At 64.0% G+C, this 13,846-nt stretch carries 12 protein-coding genes; 2 read left to right on the forward strand and 10 right to left on the reverse strand.

Annotated features, from left to right (window positions below):
• Positions 1-96 precede the first annotated feature (96 nt).
• Complete coding sequence (locus AC3A4H_RS16455) at positions 97-1,176, reverse strand: acyltransferase family protein (protein WP_487767657.1); 1,080 nt, start codon at positions 1,174-1,176, stop codon at positions 97-99.
• A 368-nt stretch (positions 1,177-1,544) separates the two neighbouring features.
• Here AC3A4H_RS16455 and AC3A4H_RS16460 point away from each other — a divergent pair, with 368 nt between their 5' ends.
• On the forward strand, positions 1,545-2,330 hold the full coding sequence (locus AC3A4H_RS16460) for a metallophosphoesterase family protein (RefSeq protein WP_487767658.1): 786 nt from the start codon (positions 1,545-1,547) through the stop codon (positions 2,328-2,330).
• Positions 2,331-2,340: 10 nt separating this feature from the next.
• Here AC3A4H_RS16460 and AC3A4H_RS16465 read toward each other — a convergent pair whose 3' ends face one another.
• From AC3A4H_RS16465 to AC3A4H_RS16505, 9 genes are all read right to left on the reverse strand, one after another.
• Positions 2,341-4,644: a polysaccharide biosynthesis tyrosine autokinase gene (locus AC3A4H_RS16465; protein WP_487767659.1), complete on the reverse strand. Its 2,304-nt coding sequence runs from the start codon at positions 4,642-4,644 to the stop codon at positions 2,341-2,343.
• 94 nt (positions 4,645-4,738) lie between these two features.
• Entirely contained in the window at positions 4,739-5,638 is a 900-nt protein-coding gene (gene galU, locus AC3A4H_RS16470; RefSeq protein ID WP_487767660.1) for a UTP--glucose-1-phosphate uridylyltransferase GalU, read from the reverse strand.
• A gap of 69 nt (positions 5,639-5,707) precedes the next feature.
• Positions 5,708-6,667 carry a glycosyltransferase family 2 protein gene (locus AC3A4H_RS16475; protein WP_487767661.1) on the reverse strand — a complete coding sequence of 320 codons (960 nt, stop codon included), beginning with the start codon at positions 6,665-6,667 and terminating at the stop codon, positions 5,708-5,710.
• The gene (locus AC3A4H_RS16480; RefSeq protein WP_487767662.1) at positions 6,657-7,619 is read right to left on the reverse strand and encodes a glycosyltransferase family 2 protein; all 963 of its coding nucleotides are present in this window, start codon (positions 7,617-7,619) and stop codon (positions 6,657-6,659) included. Before AC3A4H_RS16480 ends, AC3A4H_RS16475 begins: the two co-directional genes overlap by 11 nt.
• Positions 7,616-8,614 carry a glycosyltransferase family 2 protein gene (locus AC3A4H_RS16485; protein WP_487767663.1) on the reverse strand — a complete coding sequence of 333 codons (999 nt, stop codon included), beginning with the start codon at positions 8,612-8,614 and terminating at the stop codon, positions 7,616-7,618. Before AC3A4H_RS16485 ends, AC3A4H_RS16480 begins: the two co-directional genes overlap by 4 nt.
• A 25-nt stretch (positions 8,615-8,639) precedes the next feature.
• Complete coding sequence (locus tag AC3A4H_RS16490) at positions 8,640-9,812, reverse strand: glycosyltransferase (protein WP_487767664.1); 1,173 nt, start codon at positions 9,810-9,812, stop codon at positions 8,640-8,642.
• Between the two features lie 15 nt (positions 9,813-9,827).
• Positions 9,828-10,646, reverse strand: coding sequence for an endo-1,3-1,4-beta-glycanase ExoK (gene exoK, locus AC3A4H_RS16495; RefSeq protein ID WP_487767665.1), 819 nt, complete (start codon positions 10,644-10,646; stop codon positions 9,828-9,830).
• 156 nt (positions 10,647-10,802) lie between these two features.
• A complete protein-coding gene (locus AC3A4H_RS16500) occupies positions 10,803-11,186 on the reverse strand; it encodes a hypothetical protein (RefSeq protein WP_487767666.1) in 384 nt (127 codons plus the stop codon).
• Positions 11,187-11,269: 83 nt separating this feature from the next.
• The gene (locus AC3A4H_RS16505) at positions 11,270-12,754 is read right to left on the reverse strand and encodes a lipopolysaccharide biosynthesis protein (protein ID WP_487767667.1); all 1,485 of its coding nucleotides are present in this window, start codon (positions 12,752-12,754) and stop codon (positions 11,270-11,272) included.
• Positions 12,755-12,885: 131 nt separating this feature from the next.
• On the opposite strand from AC3A4H_RS16505, the gene AC3A4H_RS16510 reads away from it, so the two are divergent.
• A complete protein-coding gene (locus tag AC3A4H_RS16510) occupies positions 12,886-13,845 on the forward strand; it encodes a glycosyltransferase family 2 protein (protein WP_487767668.1) in 960 nt (319 codons plus the stop codon).
• Position 13,846: the final 1 nt, after the last annotated feature.

A 13,846-nucleotide genomic window follows, 5' to 3' on the forward strand; every position in this document is an offset into this window, starting at 1 on the left:
CGCAATAGTCTTATGTCCGAAACGGCTTCGGTTTGAATTGAGCCTGAAAATACATCAGCAAGATACGAGCAGCGCATATTGCTTGTCTAATGTTTCTCAAGCGGTCTGCTCCCGGGCGCCGCGGTTCAGTGTGGACACCCGGTGCCCCGCATTGAACAGGAAGAGAAGCAAATTCGACCTGTTGATGATTTGCAGGCCGACGATGGAAGCTATCACTGCCAGGAAAGGCAAGGCGAAAAAGGTGATCGGGAACAGGTCGGAGCCGTAATTGCCGAAACACCGGCGGAAGATGATGCCGCCGAAGTTGAACAGGATGGCGTGGCTGCAGAACAGGAAGAAGGCGTAGGGTTCGAAGCGCATCAGCGGTTCGGCGAGCGGGGAGCGCCTGATCGCCTCCGTTGCCCACCAGAAGCCTGCCGCCATGGTGACGCGCAGCAGCGTGTCGAGTGTCAGCCGCAGAGTTTCGTCCATCTCCGCAAGCAGGACCCGCTCGATGCGGATCGTGAGGAAGATGGCGGCCATTGCGATCAGACCGAAGGCCAGCGGCCTCGCTATCCTGTCGATCTTGGCTTCGTCGGCAGCGGCAAGGCGCAGCCACATGCCGAGGCCGAAGAAGAGCAGAAGCTGCGGCCGCTGCATCAGGTAGAAATCTTCGCCGAACAGGGTGAGGGCAACGAGTGCCAGGATCGTCGCGATGGGTGCGCGTGTCAGCGCCACATGGAGCACCGGCGACAGAAGGCAGCACACGAAGAGATCGCGCAGGAACCAGAGCGGCACCACGAGCGGCCATCCGGTCAGCGCGAAAATGGCATTGCCGAGGCCGAGCGGGGTGAATTCCGGCCAGTCCTGCCACTTGCCGGAAAGCAGGCCGTAGAGGCCGAGCAGGCCGAGCATCAGCAGGTTCCAGGCAACCAGCGGCACCACCAGTGTCTTCACCTTGGAGCGGTAGAGCGCAAGCGAGCCCGACTTGTGCAGGCTGGAGACGATGAAGAAACCCGAGACGATGCTGAGCAGCGAAACCGAGCTGAGCCCGACCAACCGGGTGAGGATGAAATAGACGATGTCGAAAAAGCCGGCGTCGCGATCATAGACGTTTTCGGCGATGCCGGGCTGCACATGAACGAAAGTCATGAAAAAAATACACAGCGCCCGCGCGATCCTGATCCGGTCCGACATTGTCCTTTCGATTGGCGAAGGGCGGACGTGGGCGAGCGAAGCGTGGGATGGCGTCAAAAATCTTTCCTCCTAAAAAATACGTGCGGCGCCTCAAACAGGCGCTTGCGGGCACGGATGCTCCGCACAGGTGGCAACGGCCTCAAAACGAGGCCTTCATCCTGTCGCCTCAATCTGCTCCCATGGCCGGGTGGCACGGGTGGCGACGAATCCCCCGTCATTTTGAACGGCGCGGGTGGTCCAAATGTGAATCTGGGCAGATTCCCGGTGGATCGGGGTTCACAAAGTGCGACGCCGAATAACAGAGAGCCAGGCCGGCCCTTCCACAGGCCCTGGGCCGGCAGGTGTCGAAACGGAACGAAGGGCGCTGGATGAAGACGTTTGCCGGCTTATTCGGTCTGGACAGGGGCGCGGGGCGAGCCCAACGTGACCGGCTGCGGCTCGACTTGGCCGAGGCTGCCGTCTACGCTATCGGCGACATACATGGCTGCCTCGATGAGCTGCTGACGCTGGAGGGGGTGATAGTCGACGACGCCCGATCGTTGCCCGGCCGGAAGATCATCGTGATGCTGGGCGACTATATCGACCGGGGCCCGGACTCCAGCCGGGTCGTTGATCACCTGATGGCGCCGCCTCCACCCGGCTTCGACCGCATTTGCCTGACCGGCAATCACGAAGTGGCACTGCTCGACTATCTGGACGGACACCTGTCGCTGTCGCAATGGATGCCGATGGGGGCTGCGGCGACGCTGTTTTCCTACGGCGTCGACCCAGACCGGCTGGGCCATGTCTACCGATCGTCGCGGCAGGTGAACGAAGTGATCCGCCGCGCCATACCCGCCGCCCATGTCGCGTTTTTACGGTCGCTGCCCATAATGGTGGAAGCTGATCGCTACGTCTTCGTCCACGCCGGCATCCGACCGGAAGCGGCTCTCGATCAGCAATCGGACGACGACCTGATCTACATCCGCTCGGCTTTCTATGAGAGCCCGCATCCGCTGAGGAAATACGTGGTGCATGGCCACACACCGGTCGCCGAGGCGAAGCTCGAACGCGGCCGCATCAACATAGATACCGGTTGCTACTACAGTGGCCGGCTGACGGCCCTGCGGATCTTCCGCAACAAGGGCCGCTATCTCAGCAACCGCGTGGTCTAAATCAGATCGCCTAGCCCTTTGCGGCTGTGGGTTCGACATAATAGGACGCATAGTGCTCAAGGTATCGCTCGGCGCCGCCGAACGTGCTATAGCGCGCTAGCTGGCCCGTGTCTGTCTTGTTAAGCACCATGCCCAGCACCTTGTCGGCGACTTGCGGTTCGGCCTGCATCGCCGCCCGCACCAGCGCGCGGGGCGTGCTGCCCCATTCGGTCACAATCACGAAACCGTCGGCCATGGGTGCAAAGGCTTTTGCATCCACCACCGGGCCGAGCGGCGGCAGGTCGACCACGATGTAGTCGTAGGCGGTGCGCGCCTCCTCGATCAATGCCCGCATGCCGGGACCGGACAGAAGCTCGCTGGTATGCGACTGCCGCCGGCGCACCACCGCGGGGATGATGGCGAGCCGCGTCGTCCGGTCCACCATCACCGTGTTCTGCCACGGCTGTTCGCCCACTATGGCCTCGACCAGCCCTTTGTCCGGCGCCAGCGAAAGTCCGCGGCTGAGACCTGGATTGCGCAAGTCGCCGTCGATCAGCAGGGTGCGGGCGCCGTTTGCGGCGAGCAGCCCGGCGAAATTCGCGGCCACCGTCGTCTTGCCCTCGTGCGGTAGGACCGAGACGAAGCCGATCACCTTGCTGGGCCTGCCCTGCAAGACCACGTCGCAGGCGAGCTTGGTGTTGCGCAGCGTTTCGGCGAAGGAGGAAGAGGGCGCATTGATCGCCACGCGCAGAATGCGCGGGGTGACAGGCGGCGCCGCCTCGGCCAGCGACCCGGCATTGCTGTTGGAGAGCCTTGCGCCGACAACCGGCAGATAGCCCAGGAAATCAAAACCGAGGGCAGTGCGAACGTCTTCGCCGGTGCGAAAAAAGCGCTCGCGAAATTCCCGGAAGGCGCCTGCCGCCGCGCCGCCGAACAGGCCGAGAACCAGCGACAGGCCAAGCGCCATTGCCTTGCGCGGGCTGGATGCTGACACAGGATCGCCGGCCTCGGAGATCACCCGCGCCTTGGCGATTGGGAAGGATCGCTGCTGCGACGCTTCCTCGTGGCGGGCGAGGAACGTTTGATAGAGTGTAGCGAGCGCAGCCGACTTCTGTTCCAGTTCGCGCAGCCGCACCAGCGACTGCCCGGCTTCGGAACTCTGCCCTGCCATCTGCCCGACATTGTTGCGAAGCGACGTCTCGCGCGATTTGGCGACCTCGTATTCGTTGCGATAGCTTTCGGTCAGCTGCTGCAATTCCTGGAAGATCTGGCCGGTCAGGTCGGCCTGCTCCCGCCGCAGAGCCACTGCCTGGGCATGGTCCTTGCCGAAGCGGGTCGAGATCTCCTGCTCGCGCTTGGTGACGCCGAGATAGCGTGCTTTCAGGTCACTGATGACGCCGTTGTTGCCGCCCTTATCAGCCGGAATGGTCGCGTTTTTCACGGCGTTGTCAGGGCCGCTGTCGATAATCGCCTTGAACTGCTCGTAGCGCGCCAGCGCATTCGCCGTGTCGGCCTGAGCGAGGATGAGCTGGCTGTTGAGGTCGGAAAGCTGCTGTTCCGAAATCAGTTCGCCACGGGCTGAGGTCAGCCCATGTTCGGCGCGGAACTTCTCGACTTCCAGTGCGGCCGCCTGCGAGCTTTCGCGCAATTCGGCCAGCCTTCCCTGCAACCACACCGTCGCCCGCTGCGTCGCGTCGAAATTGGCGTCGAGCTGGTCGGAGAGATAGGCATCGGCATAGGCGCGCGCGATCGCACCGGCGAGCTTGCGGTCGTTGGCACGGAACGAAACCTCGATGACATAGCTGCGGCCGACGCGCTCGGCATTGAGGCCCGCCTGCAGCAATGCCGTAGCTTTGCCGATCCTCGCGTTCTCGACCGAAGCAGGCGACGGTTCGGGGGCGGAAGAGAACAGCCCGGTCATCGCTTTCACTTGGCCTTTCAACCAGCCGATGGGCGAGCGTGGCGGGTTCAGGAAGGCTTCGTTCGCCTGCAGGTTCTGGGCGACGGCGACTGCACGGGCAAGCCGTGCCGATTTCAGGATCTCGACCTCACTGGAAATCATCGAGTCGGCCTGCATGGCCGCCGGCGCGGGGTTCTTCTCCTCGGCGAACCTGGTCAGGCTGTTGTCCAGCAGGATGCGCGTGGCGGCGGTGTATTCGGAAGGGGTGAAGACGAGATAGGCTACGCCGAGCGTCAGGCCGATGCCAGCGCCAACAGCCACCACCCGCGCCTGCCTGAGCGCGATTGCGGCAAGACGCTCCAGATCGATGAAGCGGTCGGCGTCCTCGGCTTCCCGGGGCATTCTGCTGTTCAATGGAATATTTTTCTGGTGCATGGGCCTGGCCGCCACTCCCGCGGGTTGATCCTCTGGACTGTCGCGCGCCGATTGCGACCGGCGACGGATGCCGCCGGCCGCGAAATCATCCTGCTCAGGCGGCCTCGTTGCGGCGCGTCTGCGAGGCGATCATCTGCGCGATCGGTTCGAACACCAGGCCGCGGATGTCGCTGCGCTCCAGGGCGAAGGCGACGTTGGCCTGGATGAAGCCCTCCTTAGAGCCGCAGTCGAACATGCGGCCCTTGAAGTGGTGGGCGTGGAAGGCCTGGCTCGCGGACAGCCGCTTCATGGCGTCGGTCAGCTGGATTTCATTGCCGGCGCCGCGCTCCTGGGTGGCCAGGATGTCGAACACCTCCGGCTGTAGGATGTAGCGGCCGTTGATGTAATAGTTGGACGGTGCGGCCGCCGGGGCCGGCTTCTCAACCATCGCCGTCACCTCGAAGCCGCCGCCCTGCACCACGCGGCCTTTGCCGACGATGCCATATTTGTTGGTTTCCGTCGGATCGCACTGTTCCACGGCGATGACATTGCCGCCGGTGTGCTCGTAGAGATCCATGATGCCGGCCAGGCAACCCTTTTCACCGAACGACACCATGTCCGGCAGAAGCAGCGCGAAAGGCTCGTCGCCGACGATGTCGCGCGCGCACCAGACCGCGTGTCCAAGCCCGTGCGGGGCCTGCTGGCGGGTGAAGCTGATGGCGCCGGCCGGCAGCTGCATCCGCTCCAGCGACGCAAGCTGTTCCTTCTTGCCGGAGCGGGCCAGCGTGTCCACGAGTTCGGGCTGGATGTCGAAATAGTCCTCGATCACATGCTTGTTGCGGCCGGTGACGAAAACGATGTGCTCGATGCCGGCTTCCAGCGCCTCGTCGACTGCATACTGCACCACCGGCCGATCGACCACGGTCAGCATTTCCTTCGGCATCGCCTTGGTGGCCGGCAGGAACCGGGTCCCGAGCCCCGCGACCGGAATCACCGCCTTTTTCACCTTCTTCATCATATGCTTTCCCTCTTCCTGTTGGTCGGATATCGAGCCATCCCCGCCCAATACCGGTGGTTCGTCGTCTCAGCCGGCCCGACCGGGCGTCTGGCGAGACTGGAATGTGGTTGCGAGCCGCCGCAAGCGGGCGGCAATGGGCATCCGGAGGTGCCTCAGCGCCGCCGGATCGCGCAGTGCCGCGCCGGCCGCCTTCAAAGGCGCCCCGTCCTTCAGGTGCTGCACCAGCGACAGGAAGGCGGCGGCCTCCCGGAGGCTGCGGGTGCGTCGGGCCTGCGCGGCGTCGGCAGCCGCATCCAACTGATGGCCGCGCACAAACTCGGCGTCGGCGGCGAGCATCGCCTCCACATGGCCCAGTTCCAGCACGCGCGAAATGGAACCTTCGCGGATGTGGTAGGCATAGCCTGCCTCCGGTTCGACCACGCATCGGCCGCCCGTGGCCAGGGCGGAGGCGAGAAAGATATAGTCCTCGCCGATGCGCAGTCGTTCGTCATAGCGCAGCCCGTGCCGCTCGATGAAAGCCCGTTCGAACACCGGCTTCATGTAGCCGAACGAGAACGTCTCCTCGAACATGATGTTGGCTGCGATGAAGGCGGGAAGCGTCAGTTCGCCTATGCTTTCCAGCAGCTCAGCCTGGAACATGGTTTTGCGGGCGCCGGCGTCGCGGACGACATCGAGATTGTCGACGGCAATTTGCGCGCCCGTCGCTTCCGCTCGGCCGATCATGCGGGCGAGGCGCTGCGGCGAGACGGTGTCGTCGCAATCGAGCACTGCGATCCAGCGGCCGCGCGCCACGGAGAGGCCGGCGTTGCGAGCCCCGCCCGGACCGCGATTTTGGCCAAGCGCGACGACATGGACCGTGTCCTCGGGAAAGGCCCGGGCAACGTCGACCGTGCTGTCGCGCGAACAATCGTCGACCACCACCACTTCAACGCTCACGCCTTTCTGGTCAAGCGCGCTGCGCAGGGCGTGGGCAATCGTCGCCTCGGCGTTGTAGGCCGCCATGATGAAAGTCACGTCAGGCCGCATTGCCGCGTTCTCCTGCCGGTTGCCGCTCGCCATATTGCTCGATCTCTTGCGCGCCCAGAATTCCGCTCACGGCGCCGACATGCATGACGCCGCGCAGGCCGAAGCGGTTGCGCCGTTCCGCGGAGATTGCGCTCGCAGCGGCCGCCGCGAAGCAGTAGGCGGCCTTGGCGAAGGCCAGCCCGGCCTGGGGCAGCGGCCGCCGGGTTTGCTGCAGTTCGCCAAGCAGCCGGCCATGGGTCTGTCCGACGCGGAAGCGCCGCTTGAGCAGCCACGAAAGCCGTGCGCGCTCGCTGGCAACCGGCTCGACCACCACCGCGCCCGGTGCATAGGCAATGGTGCCGCCGGCTCGGTGCAGGCGGGCGAAATATTCCGTGTCTTCGCCGCCGCTGCGGCCCCGCGCCAGGTTGAAGCGGCGCCCAGCGACGTATGGCGAAGCGCAACGCAGCAGCACATTGCCGCTGTAGCCGGTGCGGATCTGGCCTTTCACGAAGACTGGCGTGGTGGAGTGGAAATCGCCTTGGCTCATCCAGCCGGGCGCGCCGGGGCCATAAACCGCCTGAACCGGCCCCAGCACAGCATCCGCGCCGGTGGCGTCGGCGACCTTCAGCAACTCGGCCAGCCACTCCGGGGAGGCCGTCGAATCGTCGTCGATAAATGCAAGGAAGTCACCGTTGCTGCTCTCGAGGCATGCATTGCGGGCAAGCGAGATGTTGGCGGCGGGGCAGTGCACATAGACGAGGTCGAATGGCACCTGGCTCGCCAATGCATAGACGAGGCCGCGTGCGCTCGGCACCGCGTCATTGTCGGCCACGATTGCGCGCAGCATCGTGTCAGGCGGAATTGTGAGCGCGCCCAGCGAGCGCAGCGTGTCCTCGAGTTCCTGCCGCCGAAAGGTGCAAACGCCGATGTCGATGCGCCGGGGTTTTGGTGCGCTGGTGCCACGCGTGCTCATGCCGTTTCCTCGCGCTTGCGGAAATCCAGAAGCTGCAACCAGAAGCCCGCCGACCAGGCGAGGTGCATGACCATTGCCGAGAAGGCCGCCAGCGGCCCATAGGGGTTGCGCTGGCCCAAAGCCATCCACACGCCGTAGCCCAGGCAGACAGACGCCCAGAGCGCGGCCGGCAGCACCGCCGCCCAGTTCAGCACCGCAAGCGACGCGCCTGCGACGACCGGAACAACCATCAGCGGGATCATCTGCCGGATTTTCGGAACGGCGCGATGCTTGAGGATGTTCTTTGCCCGGCCCCTGCCGTAGCCAAGATACTGCCTGAACAGCCCCCGCACCGTGGCTCTCGGATAGTAGACCATGAATGTCTTGTCGGTCATCCACAGGCGGTAGCCGGCGGCCCGCAGCCGATAATCCAGTTCTGCATCCTCGTTGTGGCTGAAGCCCTCGTCATAGCCGCCGACGGCGCGGAAGGCGCTCACGCGCATCAAGGCGTGGTGGCCGTGGTCGGTCCAATGGCCCCTGGCGCCCCGGCGGTGCGGCGAGCCGCCATTGCCGAGCCTCGAGTTCTGCGCCATCGCCGTCGCCTTCTGAAAGGCGCTGAAGCCGCGCGTGGCCATGGCGACCACGACCGAATCCGCGTGCGTTGCCTCGGCCTCCTCGATCAGCCGCTCGCAGTAGTCGACAGGGTAGTCGCCATGCGCATCGATGCGGATGAAGCTGCGGAAAACGTCGCCGAACTGTTCGACGGCGAGATTGACCGCAGCGCTCTGGAGCCTCTGCGGATTGTGAAGAAGCTGCACGCGGGGGTTCGAGGCCGCAAGGGTCTCGACGATCTGCAGCGTGCCGTCTGTGCTGCCGCCATCCACCACCACGATCGCCATGTCGAGGCGCTCTGCGGAGGGTTCCAGCCGCATCACCAGCGCCTCCATGTTCTGGGCCTCGTTGAGGCAGGGAATCACAATCATGCACGGCCGGGCCGGCAGCTTCGCTTCGGTCATCGTCACGCTCATTTGTTGGCTGTTGTCAGGCCGCCTCAAGCAGGGCGGCCGGCTCTCTTCGTGTCGAAAGCCCTCTCAGCCGTTCCACCAGCGCCAGGCAGTCCTGCCTGTCGCAGACCCATGTGCCGCGGTCCTGGGCGGTGACCCCACCGCGCAGGGCCGCAAAACCGTCGGCATCGATGTTGCTCAGAAGCGTCGCCAATGCATCCGGGGAAGCTTTTTCTAGCCGAAGGCCGATCTGCCGCTCGGCCAGGAAGCGGCCGGTTTCGGTATCGGCCATGGCAATCGGGATCGCGCCGTGCAGGCAGCCTTCATAGAGCCGGTTGGGCAGCAGCCAGCTGGAATTCAGCCCTTCTTCGAAGAAGTCGACCGCCCAGGCGAAATGCACTTCGCCATAGATTGCAGCGAGGTCCTGGGGATTGCGGTAGGCACCCTCGAAGCGCATGTGCGGCTCGGCCGCGACAAAGCCATCGAAATCCGCGAATTCGGAATATGCGGGGCGACCACGCAGCACGACTTCGAAGCGGCCTTGCGCCTGCCTCGTGAAGGCCGCCAGCAGTTCCAGCGATTTGCGGCAGCGCAACGCACCGAACCAGCCAATCACCCAGGGGTCGCCAGGCGCGGGCGGGGGGGCGCCGTTCCCGGCCGCCGGCTGGCGGTCCAGTTCCAGCACCTTGTTGTGCAGCAGCAGCACCGGCGCCTCGGTCTGGTCGAACCGCTGGAAATAATTGCGCACAAAGGCGGGCGAGCTTGTCATCAGCAGCGAGACGTCGTCGCCGAGGCGCCTTTCCGCCGCCCGCATGGCGTGCGAGATGCCGCCGCTGCCGAGCAACAGCCGGTGAATGTCGAGGCATTCATAAACGATCGGCACCTCGGCCGAAAACAGCGATCTCGCCCGCCGTGCCAGCGCCAGCATTTCGAGATTGCGGCCGATGATGACATCGGGCCTGCGCACCTTGCGCAGGCGTGCGCCAAGCACCAGCGCCGCCTTGCCCACGGCTGCAAGGCGCTGTGCGAATTTTCCGTCCCGCGTCGGGCCGAGATCGATCGGCGCCAAAGCTTCCAAGCCGGGCGCCGGTTTTTCGGCACGCCGGAAGCCGGCCAGCGACACCTCGGCGCCGCCGGCCTGCAGCATGGCCACCCGTCGGCCAACTGCCGGGTCGGACAGGTCATGCACGAGATAGAGTACGTGCAGCATCGGGTTGCTCCGCGGCTATTTCAGCTTGCAGGCAACCGATTCAGGAAACTGGCAGGCATCGCCCGGCGCCGTGTAGGCGACGCGCTCGATCTCCGCGGCGACCGGTCCCGCGGGCTCGACGAAGGCACCCATCCAGGACTTCAGGATATCGGAGCCCCAGAGGCTCATATAGATCTTTGACGGATGGCTCGGGATCCTTGCCGGGTCGGTGGCCTCGCCGACCAGCTTGCCGTCGACATACCAGCGGATGCGCTCCTTCTCCCAGACGAAGGCATAGTCGTGGAAACCTTTGGCGGCGCCGCCCGGCACGTCCACCAGCGCCGCGCTGCCCACGCTCTTGCCGTTTACATACTGGTTGAGCTGAACCTTCGAGGGGTCCTTGCCGAGGATCTCGAAGTCGATCTCGTCATGCGGCTGCCCGTGCGTGGGGCCGATATAGGTGAAGAATCCGGTGTTGAGGCCCGAACCGGCCACGGCCTTCATGCGCACCTCGAAGGTGCCGTAGCCGAAACGCGCGTTGGTCTGGATCTCGCCGCAGACATGATTGCGGTCCTTCAGCGTCTGTTTTGCGAAACCCAGCTTGAGCACGCCATTGGCAACCGAGACCTGGTTCTTCGACCAGATGCAGTTCTGGTGATCGCCATTCGACCAGCCGTCGGAGATGTACCAGCGGCTCTTGTCGAGCTTGTCGAAGTTCTCGACGAAGGACGCGCCGATGGGGTCCTGCGCGAGGCTTGGCAATGTGGCGGCGCCCGTCGAGGCAAGAAGTGCAGCCGCCCCCATAAGAGCGAGATTGAAATTGATTCGGGTGGTTCTGGTCGCGATTGGCGTCACGTGGCCTCTCCCCTTTATGCTCTGCGGCCTCCGGAGAAACCGCGTCCATCAAAAATCACAGCAAGAATGGCTGGATGCATAGGGCAGGGGGGAGATGAGATTGTGACCGCAGCTGACAATAGCCGGCCGGAGCGGATAACTTTTTGTAAGCGCACGTTATTCCGGTTTCGGGCCAGCGGCCTTCCCGGAGTCCGCGAACCTTGTATTCTCCCGGAAAAACGCATCGAGCCGGCTATGCATCTCGGTAACAAAAGCGCATTGCCGGTCCAGTGTGGAGAGCCGCTCGGTGTAGCGCATCATGGCGCCGGTCAACTCGTCGATGCGCGAGGAGATTTCGCCGCCGGCGCTTTTCTGCTCCAAGGCCTGCTGCGAGAATGCGGCGTCGGCCACGATCTTGTCGTAGCGATTGCGCAGGCCGCTGCGCTCGGCTTCGATCTCCGCGTTCAGCGTGTCCAGAAGCTGCTGCAGGCGTTGCCGCCGGCTTTCATCGGTCGCGCTGTCGCGGCCGGGGCTTCTGGTTCGAAAGCGGAACAATGCCATGCCGGCCTCTCCAGATTGATCGCGGAATACGAAACGAAACTACCACGCGGCCGCCCATGATGAAATTGCGGCCGAGGCCGGGATCAGATGCTCGCCTCGGTGGCGGTTTGCGAAGCGCGGCGCTGTTTGACCAGCTCCAGCAGCTTGCGCAAAAGGGCGCGCTCGATCAGCAGCACCAGCAGCCCGTAGATGAGCGCGCCGACAATGCTGCCGATGACGAGCTGCCAGACCGCGCTCGGCACCGCATCCCTGATCTGGTCGAGCAGAAGACGCACCGCCACTGCCATGACGACTGAGGTGATCATCGGCCGGCTGGTGACATAGAAGCCGGACAGGAAGGCGCTGCCGTCGGTGCGGAACACCGCCCAGGAATAGAACACCAGCGTTGCCGCGTTGGCCACGCACAGCCACACCATCGCCGCTACAAGCCCGCCGTTCATCGCGCCATAGCTCACGGCGCCGTAAACCAGGGCGGCGCGCACCACCGAAACCCACCAGAGCACATTGCTGCGGCCCACGCCCTTCAGATAGGGGATGAATGTGCTGCAGGGCGACATGATGCCCTTTGAAAGGGCAAGCAGTCCGAGCACCGGCCATGCATGGGCCCATTGCTGGCCGAAGATCACCAGCATGGCCGGCTCGGCGACGGCCCACATGCCGAACATCATAGGCGCCAGAAACAGCGTGCACACCTGCGTGCTCAGCATCAGTGCGTTGGTGCGGCGCTCCTGCTCGCCATGCATGTGGCTGAAGACTGGAAACAGCACGCCCATCAGCGCCGAAATCACCACCTGGTTGGGAATGCTGGAAAAGCGGTTGGCGGCCGAATAGGCGCCGGCATCCGTGAGGCCCAAGTGACGCGACACCACCACCAGGGGCGATTGGAAGGTGATGAAGTTGAAGATTTCCGACCCGGTGATGCCGAGACTGAACTTCGTCAGCCCCGCCAGCTTGGGCAGCGAAACAGACGCCCGCGGCCGATAGCCGGTGGCGTAGAACAGGCCCGCAAGCCGCACCAGCGCCGAGGAAAACAGCTGCGCCACCAGTGCCCACACACCCCAGCCAAGCAGTGCCAGCCCCACCGCCACCAGCGCGCCGACGGATTCGGAAAGAACGCTCCAGGCCGCGTCCTTGTCGAAGGCCATGCGTCGGGCAAGCAGCGAATAGGCGACGTCGCCGCAAAGCTGGATGGGGATGAGCAGCGCCATGATGCGGAGCAGATAGGCCGCGTCGGCCGCGCCGAGCAGGGCGGCAAACAGGTCGGCCCAAATGTAAAGCGCCGCCCCCATCACGGTCGCCATCAGCAGATTGGCCCAGAAAACCGTATGCACGGTTTCCATGTCTTCTTGCTTCTGCAGCACCAGCGAGGTGGCGAGCCCGGCGCTTCCGATCATGGTCAGGAACATCACCACGGTCTGCGCCACAGCCACCACGCCGAAGTCCTGCGGGCTGAGGATGCGCGCCAGGATCGGGACGGTGACAAATTTCAGCCCGAATGTGCTGGTCTTCGAAAGGACGCTCCAGCCGACATTGTTTGTCACAGTCTTCAGGTTGATTGCTGGCGCCATGAACGAGCCCCGTTTGTCATTGCGTAAGGGCTGCATCGTCAACGAGCCCAGGTTTTTCGGGCCATCGAATCGCGAGCCATTGAACAGTCGATAGCCTGCGAGCCTCCCTGGATTTTTTAAGGCGCGAAAGAATGACGAAGTGCACTGCCATCATTCCATACTACCAGCGACAGCCCGGTATTCTGCGTCGCGCGCTTGATTCCGTGTTTGCACAGAGCCATTCCGATTATGACGTGATCGTCGTCGACGATGCCTCTCCGCTGCCCGTAGAGCCCGAGCTCCATGGGCTTTCATTGGAAGAGAGAGCGCGAATAGCCGTTATAAAACAGGAGAATGCCGGTCCCGGCGGCGCTCGCAACACCGGGCTCGACCATGTGCCGGCGGACAGCTCATATGCCGCCTTCCTTGATTCCGACGATGAGTGGACCCCCGACCATCTGAAGAATGCTGTGGGTGGCCTGTCACTTTTTGATGCCGATTGTTACTGGGCCTCGATTGCGGGCAGCGAAGCCTTCTACTACCACTTCGGCGTGGCCGACCTGGCCGGCATTGCCGAGGTCGACCGGCTCTCCGACGATCCGCCGTTTGTCGAGGTGCCCGACCTTGCCGGCGTGATGCTGAAGAACTGGAGCTTCATGCATCTCTCCTGCATGGTCATCGGCAAGAACCTGTTCCGGAACGTGCGTTTCGAGGCGGCGCTGCGACTTGCGGCTGAAGACGTGTTGTTCTTCTACGACTGCGCGCGCGCCGCGCGCCGCACGGTGCTGTGCGAGAGCATTGGCGCAGTGCGCGGCGAGGGCATCAACATCTTCCACGGCATGGACGCGGATTCGCCGCTGTTCCTGAAGCAGCAGTTCAACACCTGGGTTGCGCTCGACCATCTCGAACAGCGTTTTCCGCATGGGCCGGAGGACCAGGCGTCGATCCACGCCTACAAGCAGACCGCGCGCAACCAGGCGCTGTGGGGGCAGGCGCGGCTCCTCAAGCGGCGCAAGGCGCCGCAACTGCGCCTGCTTGCGCAATGGGCCTGGCGCGACCCGCGCATCCTGCGCAACGCCGTCGAACTCGCCGTAGCCAAGATCTCAAAATAGC

Source organism: Pseudaminobacter sp. Soil_N_29 (assembly GCF_057656055.1).